The 18,939-nt window shown below is 41.1% G+C and carries 18 protein-coding genes and 1 riboswitch; of the genes, 7 read left to right on the top strand and 11 right to left on the bottom strand.

Annotation, left to right across the window (positions count from 1 at the left end):
- Window positions 1–134: 134 nt before the first annotated feature.
- From feoB to BUF11_RS03670, 3 genes are all read right to left on the bottom strand, one after another.
- Window positions 135–2,138, bottom strand: a complete 2,004-nt coding sequence (feoB, locus tag BUF11_RS03680) for a ferrous iron transport protein B (protein ID WP_330393843.1) — start codon at window positions 2,136–2,138, stop codon at window positions 135–137.
- Window positions 2,135–2,365: a FeoA family protein gene (locus tag BUF11_RS24250; protein ID WP_073587413.1), complete on the bottom strand. Its 231-nt coding sequence runs from the start codon at window positions 2,363–2,365 to the stop codon at window positions 2,135–2,137. Before BUF11_RS24250 ends, feoB begins: the two co-directional genes overlap by 4 nt.
- A gap of 157 nt (window positions 2,366–2,522) precedes the next feature.
- The gene (locus BUF11_RS03670; RefSeq protein ID WP_073587412.1) at window positions 2,523–3,323 is read right to left on the bottom strand and encodes an AraC family transcriptional regulator; all 801 of its coding nucleotides are present in this window, start codon (window positions 3,321–3,323) and stop codon (window positions 2,523–2,525) included.
- Window positions 3,324–3,514: 191 nt separating this feature from the next.
- Between BUF11_RS03670 and melA the strand changes: the two genes are divergently transcribed.
- Complete coding sequence (gene melA, locus BUF11_RS03665) at window positions 3,515–4,837, top strand: alpha-glucosidase/alpha-galactosidase (protein WP_073587411.1); 1,323 nt, start codon at window positions 3,515–3,517, stop codon at window positions 4,835–4,837.
- 119 nt (window positions 4,838–4,956) lie between these two features.
- Here melA and BUF11_RS03660 read toward each other — a convergent pair whose 3' ends face one another.
- Window positions 4,957–5,502: a glutathione peroxidase gene (locus BUF11_RS03660; protein ID WP_073587410.1), complete on the bottom strand. Its 546-nt coding sequence runs from the start codon at window positions 5,500–5,502 to the stop codon at window positions 4,957–4,959.
- A 187-nt stretch (window positions 5,503–5,689) separates the two neighbouring features.
- On the opposite strand from BUF11_RS03660, the gene BUF11_RS03655 reads away from it, so the two are divergent.
- Both BUF11_RS03655 and BUF11_RS03650 read left to right on the top strand, forming a co-directional pair.
- A complete protein-coding gene (locus tag BUF11_RS03655) occupies window positions 5,690–6,154 on the top strand; it encodes a MarR family winged helix-turn-helix transcriptional regulator (RefSeq protein ID WP_084558427.1) in 465 nt (154 codons plus the stop codon).
- A gap of 74 nt (window positions 6,155–6,228) precedes the next feature.
- Window positions 6,229–7,515: a glycosyl hydrolase family 18 protein gene (locus tag BUF11_RS03650; RefSeq protein ID WP_073587409.1), complete on the top strand. Its 1,287-nt coding sequence runs from the start codon at window positions 6,229–6,231 to the stop codon at window positions 7,513–7,515.
- Between the two features lie 77 nt (window positions 7,516–7,592).
- Here the strand turns inward: BUF11_RS03650 and BUF11_RS03645 are convergent, their stop codons facing one another.
- The 3 genes from BUF11_RS03645 to BUF11_RS03635 form a co-directional block, all read right to left on the bottom strand.
- Window positions 7,593–8,330, bottom strand: coding sequence for an amino acid ABC transporter ATP-binding protein (locus tag BUF11_RS03645; RefSeq protein WP_073587408.1), 738 nt, complete (start codon window positions 8,328–8,330; stop codon window positions 7,593–7,595).
- A gap of 25 nt (window positions 8,331–8,355) precedes the next feature.
- On the bottom strand, window positions 8,356–9,126 hold the full coding sequence (locus BUF11_RS03640; RefSeq protein WP_073587407.1) for an amino acid ABC transporter permease: 771 nt from the start codon (window positions 9,124–9,126) through the stop codon (window positions 8,356–8,358).
- Window positions 9,127–9,209: 83 nt separating this feature from the next.
- Window positions 9,210–10,067 carry a transporter substrate-binding domain-containing protein gene (locus tag BUF11_RS03635; RefSeq protein WP_073587406.1) on the bottom strand — a complete coding sequence of 286 codons (858 nt, stop codon included), beginning with the start codon at window positions 10,065–10,067 and terminating at the stop codon, window positions 9,210–9,212.
- Window positions 10,068–10,172: 105 nt separating this feature from the next.
- A riboswitch (Lysine riboswitch) is annotated at window positions 10,173–10,354 on the bottom strand.
- Between the two features lie 213 nt (window positions 10,355–10,567).
- Here BUF11_RS03635 and BUF11_RS03630 point away from each other — a divergent pair.
- Window positions 10,568–11,578, top strand: coding sequence for a substrate-binding domain-containing protein (locus tag BUF11_RS03630; protein ID WP_073587405.1), 1,011 nt, complete (start codon window positions 10,568–10,570; stop codon window positions 11,576–11,578).
- Window positions 11,579–11,724: 146 nt separating this feature from the next.
- Window positions 11,725–13,446, top strand: a complete 1,722-nt coding sequence (locus BUF11_RS03625) for an ATP-dependent metallopeptidase FtsH/Yme1/Tma family protein (protein ID WP_073587404.1) — start codon at window positions 11,725–11,727, stop codon at window positions 13,444–13,446.
- A 127-nt stretch (window positions 13,447–13,573) separates the two neighbouring features.
- On the opposite strand, the gene BUF11_RS03620 is transcribed toward BUF11_RS03625, so the two are convergent.
- The 4 genes from BUF11_RS03620 to BUF11_RS03605 form a co-directional block, all read right to left on the bottom strand.
- Window positions 13,574–14,056, bottom strand: coding sequence for a glutathione peroxidase (locus tag BUF11_RS03620; RefSeq protein ID WP_073587403.1), 483 nt, complete (start codon window positions 14,054–14,056; stop codon window positions 13,574–13,576).
- A gap of 254 nt (window positions 14,057–14,310) precedes the next feature.
- A complete protein-coding gene (locus BUF11_RS03615; RefSeq protein WP_073587402.1) occupies window positions 14,311–14,940 on the bottom strand; it encodes a hypothetical protein in 630 nt (209 codons plus the stop codon).
- Window positions 14,941–14,962: 22 nt separating this feature from the next.
- Window positions 14,963–15,835: an N-carbamoylputrescine amidase gene (aguB, locus tag BUF11_RS03610; RefSeq protein ID WP_073587401.1), complete on the bottom strand. Its 873-nt coding sequence runs from the start codon at window positions 15,833–15,835 to the stop codon at window positions 14,963–14,965.
- Window positions 15,836–15,915: 80 nt separating this feature from the next.
- The gene (locus tag BUF11_RS03605) at window positions 15,916–16,923 is read right to left on the bottom strand and encodes an agmatine deiminase family protein (RefSeq protein ID WP_330393842.1); all 1,008 of its coding nucleotides are present in this window, start codon (window positions 16,921–16,923) and stop codon (window positions 15,916–15,918) included.
- A gap of 133 nt (window positions 16,924–17,056) precedes the next feature.
- Here BUF11_RS03605 and BUF11_RS03600 point away from each other — a divergent pair, with 133 nt between their 5' ends.
- The gene (locus tag BUF11_RS03600; protein WP_073587399.1) at window positions 17,057–17,941 is read left to right on the top strand and encodes a 5'-methylthioadenosine/S-adenosylhomocysteine nucleosidase family protein; all 885 of its coding nucleotides are present in this window, start codon (window positions 17,057–17,059) and stop codon (window positions 17,939–17,941) included.
- Entirely contained in the window at window positions 17,913–18,932 is a 1,020-nt protein-coding gene (locus BUF11_RS03595) for an SPL family radical SAM protein (RefSeq protein WP_073587398.1), read from the top strand. The genes BUF11_RS03600 and BUF11_RS03595 overlap by 29 nt, the downstream gene beginning before the upstream one ends.
- Window positions 18,933–18,939 lie beyond the last annotated feature (7 nt).

Raw genomic sequence — 18,939 nt, 5'->3', positions numbered from 1 at the left:
GTTTGTAATCAGGTAATTATTGTTATATTGGCACAGGTCCATTTGCCTCTGCTTACAAGGGTGATACCTCACAAAAAAATAAGCCTGTCAGATTCCTACCTGACAGACTCACATATTTTTACCACTATGCTATTCTAAAATAATAATCTTCCCACCTGATAGACTACCATGGCACACCCCCATGCCACAATCGTCTGGTAAGCAGCTACGCTAAGAGCTGTACGGGTATTTAACTCTCTCTTGACAACACTGATTGCCGCTACACAGGGAGAATATATCAAAGTAAAGATTAAGAAGGAATAAGCAGCCATTGGCGTCATTATCTGCCCTAAGGCCAGGGGAAGCTTTGCCGAACCTGCGCCAGTCAGCACACCAAAGGTACTGACTACCGCTTCCTTTGCTATAAATCCTGTTATTAAAGCGGTGGAGACTCTCCAGTCATCAAAACCAAGAGGAGTAAATACAGGAGCAATTACATGTCCTATGCCGGCAAGGATGCTGGCTGAACTATCCTCTACCGGTTTTAACTGCCAGTTAAATTTCTGCAGGAACCATATTACGATGGTAGCCAAAAAGATAACTGTAAAAGCGCGTGTTAAGAAATCCTTGGTCTTATCCCACAATAGCAGCAATACGCTTTTGGTCCCCGGCAGGCGGTAATTAGGCAATTCCATAACGAACCTGTCCGGCTCGCCTTTATAAACATACTTTTTTAAGAATAAGGTGCTGATAATTCCCATAACCATTCCGAATATGTACAGAGAAATCATAACAACCGCACGGTATCTTGGAAAAAATGCCATTGTGAACATTCCATATATGGGAAGCTTGGCACTGCAGCTCATGAAGGGAATAAAGAAAATCGTCATCTTCCTGTCCCTTTCACTGGGAAGTGTCCTTGTTGCCATAACAGCCGGAACACTGCAGCCAAAACCGATAATCATAGGTACAAAACTGCGGCCGGAAAGTCCGATCTTTCGAAGCAGCTTATCCATGATAAAGGCAACCCTTGCCATGTAGCCGCTGTCTTCTAATAAGGCTAGAAATAAAAACAATACTACAATAGTAGGTACAAAGGATAACACACTGCCGACACCGGCAAGTACACCGTCTGACACCAGGGAAACCATAACAGAGCTTGCTCCTGCTCCAATTAACACATTTCTCATATAATCGGAAAATGCCTGGATTGCATTTCCAAGTAAGTCGCTTAAGAAACTCCCGATTACACCAAAGGTCAGCCAGAAAATAACAAACATAATACCAAGAAAAATAGGAATTGCAAAATACCTGTTGGCAAGAACATTATCAACGCGGATACTTCTTAAATGCTGCTTGCTTTCTTTGGGCTTTATTACCGTTTTTGCGCACAAATCATCAATAAAGCGGTACCGCATATCTGCAACGGCTGCTTTTCTGTCCGTAAGCAGCTCATTTTCCATCTTGCGTATTCTTCTTTCAATTGTTTTCTCTTCCGCTTCTGATAATTGCAAGTCTTCTTCAATCTTACTGTCATTCTCCAGCAGCTTTGTTGCGGCAAAAACCGCAGGGATATGGTGTTTACCTGCAGACTTCATAAGCAGGTTTGTAATATCTGTCAAAGCCCCTGCACATAACCCGCTATAGAAATCCTGTTTCTTTGGTATACGGTTTTTGGTTGCGGTATCAACGGCTGTTTTTATCAGCTTCTCAACCCCAATATTTTTAACCGCAGAGATAAAAACCACAGGAACCCCCAGTCTTTCCTGCAGTTCCTTTATCTGAATAACTCCGCCGTTTGCCTCTATCTCATCCATCATATTAAGCGCAATCACCATGGGTATACCGAATTGAATTAATTGCAGGCTTAAGTATAAATTTCTCTCAATATTGGTAGCATCAACTATATTTATAATGCCATTGGGATGTCCCTTGGCAATAAAATCCCTTGTAACTATCTCTTCTTTTGTATAAGGTGATAAGGAGTAGATACCTGGCAGGTCAACTACTGTAACGTCCTTCTGTTTGCGTACAATCCCTTCTTTTCTCTCAACTGTCACTCCGGGGAAATTTCCCACATGCTGGTTAGAGCCCGTCAATTGGTTAAAAAGAGTGGTCTTACCGCAATTTTGATTACCGACCAATGCAAATGTAATCATAATTTCGCCCTTTCTACCTCGATACTTTTTGCATCCTCCAAGCGCAGTGTCAATTCGTATCCCCGCAGCAGGATTTCTATAGGGTCACCAAAGGGTGCCGTTCTTCTTACCATAACTTCCGTTCCCGGTGTCAATCCCATATCCAGCAAGCGGTCTCTTAAGGCTCCTTTTCCGTTTACTGAAACAATATGGGCTTTTTTGCCAATCCTTAACTGATCCAAAGTCATATTCCAAGTGCCCTCTTTCTTTTCCCTTATCTCCCGTGCACGGACTTTATTTTTCAGTAAATTCCCGCCCAAATAAAACCCGACTGAACTATTATAATAGGGTTAGTCTAAGAATACAATCCTTAGATTATATGAATTATGCTTTTCATTCTATGATTTATCTGTCCATTTCTTTTAGAATCATACTCCTGTACTGCATGGGAGTAACTCCTTCCTCTTTCTTGAAATTCCTGGAAAAAGAAGAAAGGTCATAAAAACCGCATGATAAAGCTACCTCCGTCATGTTATAGGAGGTACGCTGCAGCATATATTTTGCAGTCAGAAGTCGGTATTCCGTCAGATATTCCTTCACGGACTTACCAAGGAAATGCTTAAATATCTTAAAAAGATAGGTTCTGTCTATTCCAACGTATCTTGCAATATCCGATACCTTGATGTCATAGCCGTAATTATGCCTGATAAATGTAAGAGCCTTCACATAATATCCCTGCTCCGCTGCCTCTTCTTCCTTTTGATATACTCTTTCGGCAGTAGAAAAAATCAGATAAAACAGTCCTGTTAATTCATACTCATTGCTGTCTGCCTTATCAAATATGGATATAAGCTGTTGAAGATATTTCTTGCAGTCCTCTAATTTAAGGATATTACATATGGGATTATCGATAACAAATCCCGCCTTTTTAAGCATTTCTTCAGTCTTTTCACCGTCAAAGGCAACCCAGGAATATTCCCAGGGTTCCTCCTTATCCGCCTCATAATATGTAATCTCCTGAGGCCGTATAAGAAAAGCTTCTCCTTTCTTTACCTCATATCTTTTTCCTCCGGTCTCATAATAGCCTTTCCCATTCAGGATAAAATGCATCAGATAATGAGGACGTATGGCCGGACCGAAAAAATGCCCCGGATCGCAGGCTTCTTCACCGCAATAATAAATATTGATATCAGACTTACTGTTCATATATCTTTCACCTTCCTCCTCATTTTATCATTATTCGTTTCTCCGTTCTTTCATATCATCTTTTAGACTAGCACTAAAATTAATATAATGCAACATAATGACAAACTATTAGAAACAAAAGCAAAAGACAACTTTGCCTTTGGGCCATAGAATATACTTATAATCATCACTTAGTCAGGAGGAAAGAAAAAATGATTAAAATTGCTTTTTTAGGAGCCGGAAGTACTGTATTTGTGAGAAATGTCATTGGGGACTGCATGTGTACCCCCGTGCTTTGCGAAAGTGAGATTGCGCTCTATGATATCGATCCCACAAGACTTAAGGAATCACAGATAATCTTGGAGGCTATCAACAAAAATGTAAATAAAGGGCGTGCCACCGTCAAAACATATCTTGGTGTAGATAACCGGAAGGAAGCTCTAAGAAACGCTGATTTCGTGGTCAATGCCATCCAGGTCGGCGGCTATGACCCTTGTACCATAACAGACTTTGAAATCCCGAAAAAATATGGCTTGAGGCAGACCATTGCAGATACCATGGGCATCGGAGGCATCATGAGAGCCTTAAGAACAATCCCCGTTATGGCTGATTTTGCAAGAGATATGGAAGAAGTATGCCCGGATACCCTCTTTCTAAATTACACCAATCCCATGGCAATGCTTACAGGCTATATGCAGCGCTATAGCAAGATTCAGACCGTTGGTCTATGCCACAGTGTCCAGGTATGCTCCGAGGGACTTCTTAAAAAGCTTGGCATGGAGGATAAGCTTGAGGGAAGAAAGGAATTAATAGCGGGCATCAATCATATGGGATGGCTTTTGGAGTTAAGGGATAAAAACGGCAATGACCTGTATCCTGAAATCCGAAAGAGAGCTGCCGAGAAAAATGCAAATGAAAAACATGATGACATGGTACGTTTTGAATACATAAGAAACTTCGGATATTATTGCACCGAATCCAGCGAGCACAATGCAGAATATAATCCTCTCTTTATCAAAGCCCGCTATCCCGAAATGATAGAGAAATACAATATCCCTCTGGACGAGTATCCCAGAAGATGCATAAACCAGATTGCCAACTGGGAAAGTGAGAAATCAAGGATATTGGATAACGGTAATATTACCCATGAACGTTCTCACGAATACGCCTCCTATATCATGGAAGCGGTAGTTACGGGTAATCCTTATAAAATCGGAGGCAATGTATTAAATACAGGCCTCATAGATAATCTTCCCAGGGAAGCCTGCGTGGAAGTTCCCTGTCTTATTGACAACCGGGGAATTAATCCCTGCCATGTGGGACAGCTTCCCATTCAGTGCGCTGCCATGAATATGACGAACATAAACACACAGCTCTTAACCATTGAAGCTGCTGTTACCAGGGACCGCAGCTACATTTACCAGGCTGCCATGTTAGATCCCCATACCGCCGCTGAACTGAATATGGAAGATATCCGGAATATGTGCGATGAGTTAATCACAGCACACGGCGATTATATGAAAGACTTCCAGTAAATACAAATTTCGGTTGGACAGTTTCATGTTTACGAGTTTTAGGGCAGAGAGCTTTTATCAGCTTCTCTGCCCTCTTTATTTATATAGGAAATTAAGTTTCAGGTACTGGCAGCACATAATCAGATTAATTCACGTATTTTATCTTCTGCCACACCCAGATCATCGGTAGGCTCAAACCTGGCTGCTACCTTTCCTTCCCTGTCTATTAAAAATTTCGTGAAGTTCCACTTAATACTGGGCTTTTTATCAAAGTCAGGATCTGCTTTACTTAACATCTGGTTTAGAATCGGAGTTAATTCATGTGCTTCGTCAAAGCCCTGAAAGCCTTTCTGGCTGACAAGAAACTTAAACAAAGGATGCGCATTCTCTCCGTTTACTTCTATTTTGGAGAACATGGGAAAGGTGATTCCGAATTTAGCATCACAGAAGCTGTGGATTTCTTCATTGCTTCCCGGTGCCTGGGCCCCGAACTGATTGCAGGGAAAATCAAGAATCACAAAACCTTCCTCTCTATATTTCTCATATAGATCCTGTAACTCATCATACTGGGGTGTAAAACCGCATTTAGTAGCTGTGTTAATGATTAAAAGCACCTTTCCACGATAATTCTCCAATGATATTTCTTCTTCTTTTATATTGTTTACTGTAAAATCATATACTGTCATGGCAATCCTCCTATGCAAAATTAACTATTTTAATATTTTATTTTCCTTAATTAGATTGTACAAAATATTATTTATTTTGTCAATACTTACTATTGACATTTTACCTGTTTTTTATTACCATTAAATTGCATAAAATTAATTTGAAAATTTACTTTTGCCGCCATAGGCGGCGGAATGAGAGGTAACCATGAAAAATAAAATAAATGAAACCATATCCGGTGACGAAATCCTGAAACTTGATAATCAGCTTTGCTTTGCGCTATATGTCTGTTCAAAGGAAATAATAAAAAAATACAAGCCGATTCTGGAGCCGCTTGGTCTTACTTATACCGGCTATATCACTATGCTTGCCCTATGGGAAGAAGATAACCTTACCGTAAAGGATCTGGGTAATAAGCTTTATCTGGATTCCGGAACTCTGACGCCCCTTTTAAAAAAACTTGAATCCCAGAACTTTATTAACAGGGTCAGAAGCTCCAACGATGAGCGTAATGTCGTTATAACCTTAACGGAAAAAGGCCGTGAATTAAAATCACAGGCAATCAATGTTCCAAAGGACCTGGTATGCTCTGTCCGTTTTGATAAGGAAACTATTGCCGGGACCATTGGAAACCTTCATTCTATTATGGAGCTTCTTACAAAAGAAGAATAGCCGAAAGTTATCACACCCCGGCTGTCTTTGCATACACTGATTATAAAGTCCGATACCAGGAGCTCCCGATATTTATGACCATATATGTTGTCCAACCGGGTGATACCATTACTTCTATTGCAAATCAATATGGTATTACTACCAACCGAATCATTGTAGACAATGAATTAACAAATGCCAATAACCTTTTGGTAGGCCAAAGTCTTGTAATACAATTTCCTGAAATATCTCATACTGTAGTGGAGGGTGACACCTTATATGGTATTGCACAAACATATGACACCACCCCTACAAGACTTCTTCAAAATAATCCCTGGATAGCAGATACGGAATCTCTGATTCCCGGAACTATAGTTATCATAAGCTTCCGCCGTGATGAAAACTTTGGTAACATTGTTATAAATGCCTATGCTTATCCTTACATCGACCGGACTGTCTTAAGGAAAACTCTTCCGTTTCTAACCTATCTCTCCTTATTTACCTATGGCTTTACCCCACAGGGTGACCTAATTCCAATTGATGATACGGAATTGATCCAGTTAGCCAGAGATTATAATGTTGCTCCGCTCATGGTTCTTGCTCCAATGGATGACAACGGGGCTTTCAGCAATGAAATTGCCCATCAGATGTTTACAAATCCTGAAGGGCAAAGCCGTCTTATAGATAATATTCTTTCTAATGTCCAGAATAAAAATTACAGCGGTGTTGATATTGATTTTGAATTTGTTCTTCCCGAAGACAAGGAAGGATTTATTAGCTTTATTACCGCACTGAAAAACAGACTTGAACCCTTTGGGTATATCATAACTGTTGCTTTGGCACCCAAAACCTCCGGTGACCAGCCCGGCCTTCTCTATCAAGCCCATGACTACCCGCGCATCGGGGCTATAGCAGATAAGGTTCTTTTAATGACGTACGAATGGGGTTACACCTTCAGCTCCCCGATGGCCACCGCCCCCTTAAACAGCGTAAGGAGGGTTCTTGCCTATGGCTCCTCTGTTATTGACCCCGATAAGATCCTTATGGGCATGCCAAACTACGCTTATGACTGGCCTCTCCCCTATGTCAGAGGAGAAACCAGGGCTGAGACTATCAGTAATGTGGAAGCCATTAACAGAGGGGTACAGTATGGTGTTACCATTCAGTTTGATGAAGCATCCCAGGCACCTTTCTATTATTATACAAATTCGGACGGTGTTGAGCACGTCGTATGGTTTGACGATGCCAGAAGCATGAATGCAAAATACAGGCTGATACCGGAGTTTAATTTAAGCGGTGCCGGTATATGGCAGATTATGAATTACTTCCCGGGAATGTGGCTTGTAGTAAACAGCCTGTTTGATGTTTCTAAAGTTCTTTAGTCCTTTTACAGCAAACAGCCCGGGCAAGCGGCTTAAATGCAATAGCAGCGCCTTCCCGGGCAAATAATAATATTCTATTATTCTTCTAAAACCCTGCTTAAGAATTCTCTGGTTCTCTCCTGGGCCGGATTATTAAAGATATCTTCCGGCTTTCCTTCCTCTGCAATGACTCCCTGATCCATAAACACAACTCTGTCAGCTACATCTTTTGCAAACCCCATCTCATGGGTTACGATTAACATGGTAAGCCCCATACCTGCAAGATCTTTCATAACCTTTAATACTTCTCCTACCATCTCCGGATCAAGGGCAGAAGTAGGTTCGTCAAAGAGCATAACATCCGGCTCCATGGACAAGGCTCTGGCAATAGCCACTCTTTGCTTCTGTCCGCCGGAAAGCTGTCTGGGTTTGGCATTGATATACTGATCCATTCCTACGGTCTTTAAGTATTTCAGGGCAACTTCCTTTGCTTCTTCCTTCGTTCTTTTTAACACTTTTAGCTGTCCTATCACACAGTTATCCAAAACATTATAATTATTAAAAAGATTGAACTGCTGAAAAACCATGCCTAACTTTGTGCGGTATTTATAGATATCATGCCTGTCATCCAGAATATTCTCTCCATTATAAAATATCTCTCCGCCGGAAGGCTTCTCTAACAGATTGACGCAACGAAGAAGCGTTGATTTACCGGAGCCGGAGGACCCTATGATGCAGATTACTTCACCTTTATTCACACTAAAATCGATATCTTTTAATACGGTGTGCTCACCAAAGGACTTGCTTAGGTGCTTAACCTCAATTAAACTATCCATGATTATTTTACTTTCCTTTCTATGCTTATCTCGCTGCTTTTGCCTTTTTCACATGATCTTCCGGCTTCTCAACCTGCATCTGGTTGCCAAGCAGTATATAATTATCCGGTCCGTCCAGCTTCTTCTCGGCATATCTTAGAACCTTGGTAACAGTGAAGGTCATAATAAAGTAAATAATACAGGTAATAAAGAAGGTATCATAATAATGGTAAGTGTTTCCTACTATTGATTTTGACTGGTAGAACAGCTCCGATACGGATATTACACTTAATACAGAGGTATCCTTGATATTAATAACAAACTCATTGCCTGTGGCTGGTAAGATATTCCGGATTACCTGCGGCATAACGATGTACCTCATAGTCTTAATGTGGTTCATACCAATTGCCTGTGCTGCTTCAAACTGCCCCTTATCAACGGATATAATACCACCTCTTACAATTTCAGACATGTAGGCGCCGGTATTAATTGATACAATAAAGACAGCTGCAAAGGTTCTGTTCATATCTATGTGCAGGGCCTCGGCAGAGCCATAGAATATAATCATAGCCTGTACGATCATAGGCGTACCGCGAAATAATGCAATATAGGCGGAAAGAATTGCATTTACAATTATTACTATTATCTTTTTTATCCCTCTTTCCGGTACCGGAATAGTACGGATAACTCCAATTAAAAGGCCTATGATCGAGCCCATAATTGTACCGATTATTGATATATATAGTGTTGACCAGGAACCCCTTAAGAACATGGGCCAGTAGTCAGCAAATGTTTGCGCTATTCGTGTAAAACTCATCTTTTTCCTCCGACTCTTAAGAAAAACCGGCTGCAGACATCACACCCGGTTTTTCCTCTGATAAATATACTCTCCGGCAAAAATTATTTTGCTGCCGGCTGATCCTTTATAGCGGTATCCATAATGTTAGTACGTTCTTCTTCCGAAATTCCCGCAAGAATTTCATTTATTTTAGCGGTGAAATCACTGCCCTTTTTCAGGCCGACTGCAATTGCGGTATCATCATCCGATGTCTTAAAACCATCTTTAAACTCCACCATTGCAAATTTATCATTGGCAGCAGAAGCACTTACTCCTTCCGGACGTTCGGATACATATCCGTCAATAATACCGGACTCTAAAGCAACCCGCATAGAGGGGAAGTTGTCCATAGCCGCTTCCTTTTTAACACCCTCAATCTGTTCAATTACTGAGTAATGGAATGTATTTAACTGGGCGGTTATCTTTGCTCCTTTGAAATCCTGAATGGAAGCAGCGTTCTCATAAGGTCCGCCTTTCTTAACCACCATAACCAAGTCGGATCTATAATAATTGTCTGTAAAATCTATTGTCTCTTTTCTTTTTTCTGTAGGTGACATACCGGCAATGACAGCATCAATCTTTCCGGAGGTCAAAGCAGGTAAAAGCCCGTCCCATTCTGTTTTAACTACTACTAACTTCTTTCCAAGACCGTCCGCAATCTTTTTTGCTATCTCAACATCATAGCCTCCTGCATATTCGGAAGCTCCATCAATAGCCACTGCTCCGTTGGAATCACCTAACTGTGTCCAGTTAAAAGGTGCATACCCACATTCCATCCCTACGCGGAATTCACCGCTGCCATCGGCTGTGCTCTGGTTTCCCGCATCGCCGGTACTTTCCGTATTCTTAGTGCCGCATGCCGTAAGCAGCGTGGCAACGGATAAGGTCATAGCAAGTATAGCAATCCATTTCTTTTTCATATTTTCCTCTCCTTTAATTCGTCCCTTAAAAAGGGTAATGTACAATAAAAAAAAGACCTTCTAATTAACTAAAAGGACTTTCCAAAGATAAGCCCTCACAATCCCGAATGAGATAGCGCAACTTACCAGACTGGGTGGTCTGATAAGACAGTCCTGCAGCTGTTAACTACAGACCCAGCAGTATGTATTGAGGATACATAACCACTTCGGCGATATTTCCTTCTCCTAATCCTCATAGCTCCTCTGCTCGGATTAAGACTGTTAAATACCGCTCCTCTACCTCACTGCCATAGTGAGGTTATATTCAAATTATGTTCTTAATCTTACATCACAAGTCTTAGCTTGTCAATCCTACAAAGTCGTTTTCCCAAGAAAAACACATAAAATATCCCTTACCAGAGCAAACTTTCCCATACTCTGGAAAAAGAGGTTTTGTTATCGTATGTTGACCGATTCCTAAGCATATATTAGTTTATATACAAACAGAAGGCCCTGATTTAATGAAACCTATAAAGAAAATATTGCGTGGTCTTATCTTAATTACAGCTACTCTCCTCTTTCTTATACTATATGAGAATTTTTCTCATGATAAACAGATTACCTCTCCCACGGCTGGCAGAAATCTAAACGAATCACCTTATACGATCGGCTGGTCTGTATATAACAGTGATTTTGAATTTTTCTACGCCATGCAAGAGGGCGTACTTGACAGGGCGAATGAGCTTGGGATGAGGGTCATTACACACAATCAGAAAAGCAGTACCCCCGAAATAATCGCCGGTGTATCGGATCTGATTGCTCAAGGCATCGATGCCCTTGTCATATCACCCTTTAATCCTGAAGTTATGCCCATTGTATCCTCCATGACCCAGAACGCCGGTATTCCTCTTGTAATCGTTGATGTCGGAACAGGTGATTCCTTATATGATGCCTTTATTATCTCTGATAACTTCGGAGGCGGTGTTCTTGCTGCGGAATATGCTTTGAAATTACTGGAGGACAACAATATAACCAGCAAAAATGCCGCTATTATTAAAGTGGAAGAAACCTCCGTTTATGCCCGCAGACGGGGTGATGCATTTAAAAGAGTTATGAATGACAGGGGTTATAATATAGTTTCTGAAATAACCGCTGATTCCAGAGAAGATTTGGGATATCAGGCAATGAAGGATATTCTCTCATCCTATGGGGACGATTTGGCTGTGGTCTTTTCCGAAAATGACCGTATGGCATTGGGCGCAGCAAAAGCTTTAAATGAAGCTGACAAAACCGGAAAAATTATGCTTATTGGCTTTGACGGTGATCCTGCTGCAATAGATGCTATAAAAAGCGGCCTTATGCAAGGCACTATTGCCCAACATCCTCATGAAATGGGGGCATTAGGAGCTGAAACCGCATACAATCTTCTGACCGGACAGCATATAAGATTTGATGACTGGGTCAATAAAATGATGCTTGTTGAAGTAAACCTGATAGATTCAAACGGCAACCCTACTCCCCTTGTTCCTTAGAATATACATAAACAAATTATTCTTCCAGTTATACTGCCATAATCGCTCATAATTTCCAGTAATATTTTGTAGATTTATGGTATATATCGCTATATAATAGTCCTATTGGATTATGTAAACCACATTTATGACCGGGAGGATATTTCATGAAGAAAATATATTGGCTCATCCTTGGTGCACTTATCATATTTTGTCTGGGTGCTCTGGGAGTTGAAAATTTAAGCTACCGCAGTACGGACATGACCTACCCCTCCTTCCTTCAGGCAGCAGAAAAGGGTCAGGTAAATTCTGTAACAATTACTCCGAATGGTTCAACCTTTCATGCTTTAATTAAGGAAGACGGAGTAAAGAAATATATTGTGCCTAACCCCAAAACAGAAGACTTTACGGAATATCTTCTGCTCCATAACATAAAAATCAATTATACTGAAAACAGCATTTTTATTAGAATACTCCAGATTCTCTTCCTTGTAGCAGCAGGAAGTGCTATTTTCTTCTTTATCAGAAAAAACGGCAATGACAATAAGCCGCTTATATCGGACGCCTCAAAGAAAACACCTTCCGCGCCCCAAGTGACCTTTAGCCAAATAGCGGGTAATACAGAAGCAAAGCTGATGGTGGAGGATATCATTTCTTTTATCAAAGACCCTGAAAAATATATCAGTGTCGGTGCAAGGATGCCTAAGGGTGTTTTGTTGTACGGGCCTCCCGGAACCGGAAAAACTTTGATGGCAAAGGCCATCGCAGGAGAAGCCGGAGTACCTTTCTATGCCATGAGCGGCTCTGATTTCGTACAGATGTATGTAGGTGTAGGTGCGAGCCGCGTCCGTTCCCTTTTTAATAAAGCAAAGAAAAGTGAGCGTGCAGTCATCTTTATTGATGAAATTGATGCTATCGGCAAGAAACGTGCCAGAAGTGCCAATGCCAGCAATGATGAACGCGATCAGACCCTTAATGCGCTGCTTACGGAAATGTCGGGCTTTAATGATAATAATGGTATTATAGTAATCGGAGCAACCAACCGGTTAGATACCCTGGACGATGCCCTCTTAAGACCGGGACGTTTTGACAGACAGATTGAAATCGGTCTTCCTGATGTAAATGCCAGAAAAAAGATTCTGGGCCTGTATGCAAAAAAGAAACCTCTTTCTGATGATGTGGACCTGGATAACCTGGCAAAATCTACGGTTTATTTCAGTGGTGCCATGCTTGAAAACCTCCTGAATGAAGCTGCTATTAATGCAGCCAACGAAAAGAAATCCGTTATCGACATGGAACACGTGGATAAGGCATTTTACACTGTAATTGCGGGTGCTCCTGTAATGGACCGCAGCTATATTTCCGAAAGGGATAAAAAGATAACTGCCTACCACGAAGCCGGACATGCCCTGGTCACCAAACTTTTGACACCTGACCAGTATATTTCGAAAGTAACTATCATTCCAAGCGTAAGAGGAGCCGGGGGCTTTAATCTCTCCATTCCAAAGGATACCATGTTTAAGACAAAACAGGGAATTCTCTCTGAAATCATGGTATTACTGGGAGGAAGAGCTTCCGAAGAACTGATATTCGGGAAAGATGATATCACTACCGGAGCAAGCAACGACATTGAGAAAGCTTCCACTCTTCTTTATAATTATATGAACCGGTACGGTATGGATGAGGACATGGGTATGTTCAGCCAGGCGGCACTGGAAGATACAACGGACAAGGAACTTCTTATAAAATGCCGTCAGCAGATGAAACAGCTCTATGAAGAAACCAAAATACTGCTAAGGAATAATCTTAGCCTTCTTGAAAGAATAACGAAAGAACTTCTCGAGAAAGAGTCTTTAAACGGCGATGATATAGACAGAATCTGTGCGTAAATCCACTTAAATACCAAAGATTGCCGCGCTCTTACAGCCAAAGCGGTTGGATGCTAAAAAAATACCATAAACCTTTGAAATAGTTTCACAGGTTTATGGTACTTTTTTATTTCTGCCTCTTTTTCTATCACTTTCTGCCAAGAAGCTCTTTAATTTTTTCTTCCATCTTAGCAGGATTTACAGTAGGCGCATACCTTTCTGCCACATTTCCTTCCCTGTCGATCAAAAATTTCGTAAAGTTCCACTTTATATTACTTCCAAGGGTACCCTTTGCTTCGTTTTTCAGATATTTATACAGCGGATGAGTGTTGCTTCCGTTAACATCTATCTTTCCATACATATCAAAAGTAACACCGTAATTTAACTGGCAGAAGGAATGAATCTCATCGTTGCTTCCAGGATCCTGTGAGGCAAACTGGTTACAGGGAAATCCTACTATCTCTAACCCTTCTTCCTTATACGTTTCATATAACTCTTCCAAATCCTTAAACTGCGGTGTAAAACCGCACTTACTGGCAGTATTCACAACGATTACTACCTTTCCTTTGTATTCTTCCATAGAATGTTCCTTGCCATCCATTTTGACTGCTGAATAATTATAAAATCCCATAATAACTCTCCTTATCCTTTTCTTGTTTTTATTTTATATAATTAAATTGTATTCAATATATTATATACGCTTTTTCCATCTATTTGTCAACAGTTTTACAAAATAAAAAGACTCTTATTCACTTATGTAAAAGTGCAAAGAGTCTTTTATAACTTTCCTCATATTTATAACCATGCTTCTTTCAAAGTCTGGAGACTTTGTGTACAGCATAAATCTCCGATTGAAAGAATATAATTCTTTCAATCTCTTCACACTTAGCTGTAATAAATCAGCCCTCCGTGCTTCCTTGTTGTAAGAAACCAAAGTCCCAAATCAAATTCTATCTTCTTCCCCTCATCGGAGGCTACAGCCTTTACCCTATCATCTGTTATTTCGGCTTCTGTGATGGTTATCCAATGCCAGCCCTGGATTCTCTTTTCTTCTCCCTTAGAAAGATTTAAAAAAGCAAGAGGACAATCCGATAAAAGTCCTTCTCTTACAAAGTCCATAAGCTCTGATAACTTTCTTTCCGGTTTTGGTACCTTATCTGTTACTAAAACCTTAGCCGTTAATGAAGCATTCCGTTCCTTTAAAAACCTGTCAAATCCGTCTGTAAACTTTTTTACATGGTTCACTCCCATAGCCCCCGGTGTAACATACAATATCATATCTTCCATTTGCTTTGTAAAATCTGCTTTTTCCATGGCGGCATAGGGATACAGATTCTTTAAATCTTTGCCTGAGGCAGCCAGATAAGCGGATATATTCGAAGCACAGGTGGCTCCGCAGCCGGCTTGCTTATTCCAGTTCTTTTCATACCATTCCTGGTTCCCGCCAAAATAGGCGGTATTCTCAATCTTGCTTGTAATAGTAAGCAATTCCGGATTTTTTACCGAAACAAACATAAGCATTCCTCCTTTGCAAGTGTCAACGGCTTATCCCGTCATAAGTTAAGATAGTGCCGTACAGGTCAGGTCTTCTGTCCCTGAATATCCCCCATTCAATACGCGCTCTTTCCAACTCTTCTAAATCAAATTCCGCTGTCAGAATCCCTTCACTCTTTCTGTCAGCCTCTGCAACGACCTCTCCGGTACCGTTGGTGATAAAAGAAGAGCCATAGAAAGTAATTTCTGAATCGCTGTCTTTTTCTGTTCCAATACGGTTGGAAGCAACTACCGGAACCAGGTTGCAGGCAGAATGTCCAATCATGCATCTCTGCCAGTGGCCTTTTGAATCAACGTCCCCACTCTCCGGCTCTGAACCGATGGCAGTGGGATAAAATAAAATTTCTGCTCCTTTTAATACCATACATCTGGCAGCTTCCGGAAACCATTGATCCCAGCAGATTCCGGCTCCAATCTTACCGAACTTTGTTTTGAATACCTGAAAACCTGTATCTCCGGGATTAAAGTAATACTTTTCCTCATATCCTGGTCCGTCCGGTATATGGCTCTTTCGGTACACTCCCAGAACCTTTCCGTCCGCATCTATCATGGCCAGCGAATTGTATCTGGCATAATTGCATTTTTCATAAAAGCTTATTGGGAGTACTACGTTTAATTCTGCCGCCAGTTTGCTAAAATGTGCAACTGCCTTATTATCGGCAATCTCTGCGGCATATTCATAGTATTCCGGTTTTTCCTTCTGACAAAAGTAAGGTGTTTCAAAAAGCTCCTGAAGCAATATGATATCAGCACCCTTTGCTGCCGCTTCCCGTACCAGCTTGTCAGCCTTTTCTATGTTCTTTTCTATGTTGTCAAAACAGCTCATCTGAGTAGCTGCAACCGTAACTTTCCTCATGGCAACCTCGTTTCTGCATAAATCATTCCTGTATGCAATATTCTTCCTAGCATTTTATAGATAACTTCCCATCGGATGGTCTACTTTAAGGGCATCTGCTGTGTAATACAATGTACATTTCCGCCTTCTTTTATTAAAGGCATCCCGTCAACCGTCCGTATCCTCCTGTCCGGAAAGGTTTCCTTTAGAATTCTTTCTGCCTCTTTGTCGGTGTCAGCAGCATCTTCTCCAAATACCGGCAGGATGATCCCGCCGTTTACAAAATAGAAATTAATATAGCTTAAAGTTAAACGCTCTCCCTTATAATACCTCACCTGCGGCTGAGGCAGCTTAACAATGGCAGGACTTCTTCCCAATGCGTCCGTTTCTTCTTTCAGTATCTTAAGATTTTCGCGGTTTATAAGATAGTTTGGGTCTTCTCTGTCTTCGCAAACCTGAATAATAACCTTTCCTGGAATGGCAAAGCAAGCGGCATTGTCCACATGCCCGTCTGTTTCATCACCAAACAACCCTTTTTTCAGCCAGATGATTTTCTTAACCCCAAGTCTGGGTTTAATGATCTCTTCAATTTCTTCCCTGGTAAGGTGCGGATTCCTGTTCTTATTCAAGAGACATTCTTCCGTGGTAAGAAGTGTTCCCTCACCGTCAGAATGAATGGAACCGCCTTCTAATACCAGTTCCACATCCTCAACCGGTACTTTGTAATGTTCTGCAATTCTTGCGGCCACCTTATCATCCAGGTCATAGGGCTTATACTTTTCTCCCCAGGCATTGAACTTCCAGTTCAGCGCAGTAAGCGTTCCTTCCCCGGAATAGACAAAGGTTGGACCGTTGTCCCTGCACCAGGCATCATTATGCGGAATTTCGAGAAGATTCGCATACTCTTTCATCTCTGTAAGGTAAGGATGCTCCTCTCCTTCATTTATTATAACCGTAACCGGTTCAAACTCACTGATTGCCTTTATTACCTCTTTATACCCATAAAGTACTTCTTCGTAATTCTCCTGGTGTACAAGGGAAGCCTTAACCGGCCATTCTATGAAAGTCCGTTCATGTTTTTTCCATTCTCCGGGCATTAAAAAACTCATGTTATTCATTCCTTTTCGTTATTATTTCATTATTATATCTATTTCCTTTCTATCTATCAATATTTTTTCGATAAATTATAACGAATAGATTGACATGTACAAGAAAGTTACACATAATTAAAGATAAGTTTTTTTGGAAGGAGCAGGCTGTTTACTTTTTGCCTTTACGCTTATGTTAATTATTGCTGCCGCACTTTATAGTGAAGCAAAGCCCTTTATTGAATTTTTTAATCTAAAAAAAGACTTATACTTTTCTTCTTTTCAGGTTTTTCGAAATGAAGATACCGTTTTATATATAACAGGTACCGGTCCTATGGAGGCGGCTATTGTCACCTCTTCCTTTTTGACCCGGGAATCCCTCTCTGGCAGCGACTTACTTTTAAATGTGGGAATCTGCGGAAGCAGGCGAAAGGACCTCCCTATGGGAACCCCTATCCTGTGCAATAAGCTTATTGAACAGGAAACCGGGCATACTTACTTTCCCGATGTTCTCTATACCCATCCCTTTATAGAAGGCAGCATTATAACTTCTTTTTGCAGTGCAGAAAATTCTCTTTTTGAAGAAGCGTCTCTTTCCTTTGCAGATATGGAAGCTGCGGCTATTTATCAGGCTGGTTCTTACTTTTTCCAGCCCCATCAGATGCTGTTCATAAAGATAATATCCGATTACCTTATGCCAGCTACCGAAACTGGTGATAAAGCTATTGATGTCTCTGGGCTGGTTAGCAGTAATGTCAGAATAATTGCCGGATGGATAACCGAACTCATGAATAAAATTCCACATAAAACCAATGATTTTACTAGGGAAGAAGCCGAATACATCGAAGAGTTGTCCAGGAATTTAAAATTATCGGTAACCATGGAACATGAGCTAAGACAGTACCTGCGCTATTACAAGCTGGTAAACGGAGATTTTTTTCCCTTTGCCATGCACCTGGCAGAAGAATTGCCCCTGCCGGTCAAGAGTAAAACGGAAGGAAAGAAATACCTTGACTACTTTAAGAAAAACCTTTTATAATTCGTTTTTTTCTCACATATATATAGAAAAGGAAGCTTACAGTTATCCGGTCACACAGCAGATTATAAAGCATTATCCCAAGGCTGAACTTATTCCCATCGGTCACTATAAGGATGTCTTCAACCGAAGCGGACAGAATTACACAGAGCAGAAAAAGAGCCCTTCTTTAATCCTTGCAAAAAGCCATTCCTCCTTAATCTATGAAGGTGCACCCACCTGCCAGAATTTTGGAAACAACCGCTTTTACTATACCTCCTGTGTAATGAACTGTATCTATGACTGCGAATACTGCTACCTGCAAGGAATGTTTCCAAGCGCAAACCTCGTTGTATTTGTAAACCTTGAGGATACCTTTCATGAGCTTGAACGGCTGCTGGCACAAGGAGATATTTACCTTTGCATCTCTTATGATACGGATTTGCTGGCCATAGAACCCCTGTTAGGATATGTAAAAGCCTTTCATGCTTTTGCTGCCTCCCATAAGGGACTTACCATTGAATGCCGCACAAAAAGTGCTGCTGCCGCTTCCCTGAAAGAGCTTGCTCCGTTAAAGAATTTTATTTTTGCCTGGACCTTATCCCCTCCTTCCTTGCAGGAAACCTTAGAGCACCACACGCCTTCCCTTTCCCAAAGACTTAATGCAATCGATAATGCTCTTTCCCTTGGCTTTCCGGTTCGTCTGTGCTTTGACCCGCTTCTGGCTGTTAAGGACTGGAAGGAGAAATACAGTGCTCTCTTTTGCGAGGTATTTAAAAGAATTCCTCCTGATAAGATACAGGATGCCAGCCTTGGCTGCTTTCGCATCCCAAAGGACTTCATGAAAATCATGAGAAAGCAGCGAAAGGATTCTTATATACTGCAATATCCCTACTCCTCTTCCTTAGGTGTCCTAAGTTATGAGAAGGCATTGGCAGAAGAAATACTTGATTTTTGTACTTTAGAGTTGACGAAATGGATAAAGGGGGATAATATTTATCTCTGGAAGGAATGAGGTTAAC

It is taken from the genome of Anaerocolumna xylanovorans DSM 12503, from assembly GCF_900143645.1.
Lineage (GTDB): Bacteria > Bacillota > Clostridia > Lachnospirales > Lachnospiraceae > Anaerocolumna > Anaerocolumna xylanovorans.
This window is presented reverse-complemented; position numbering and strand designations above follow the sequence as displayed.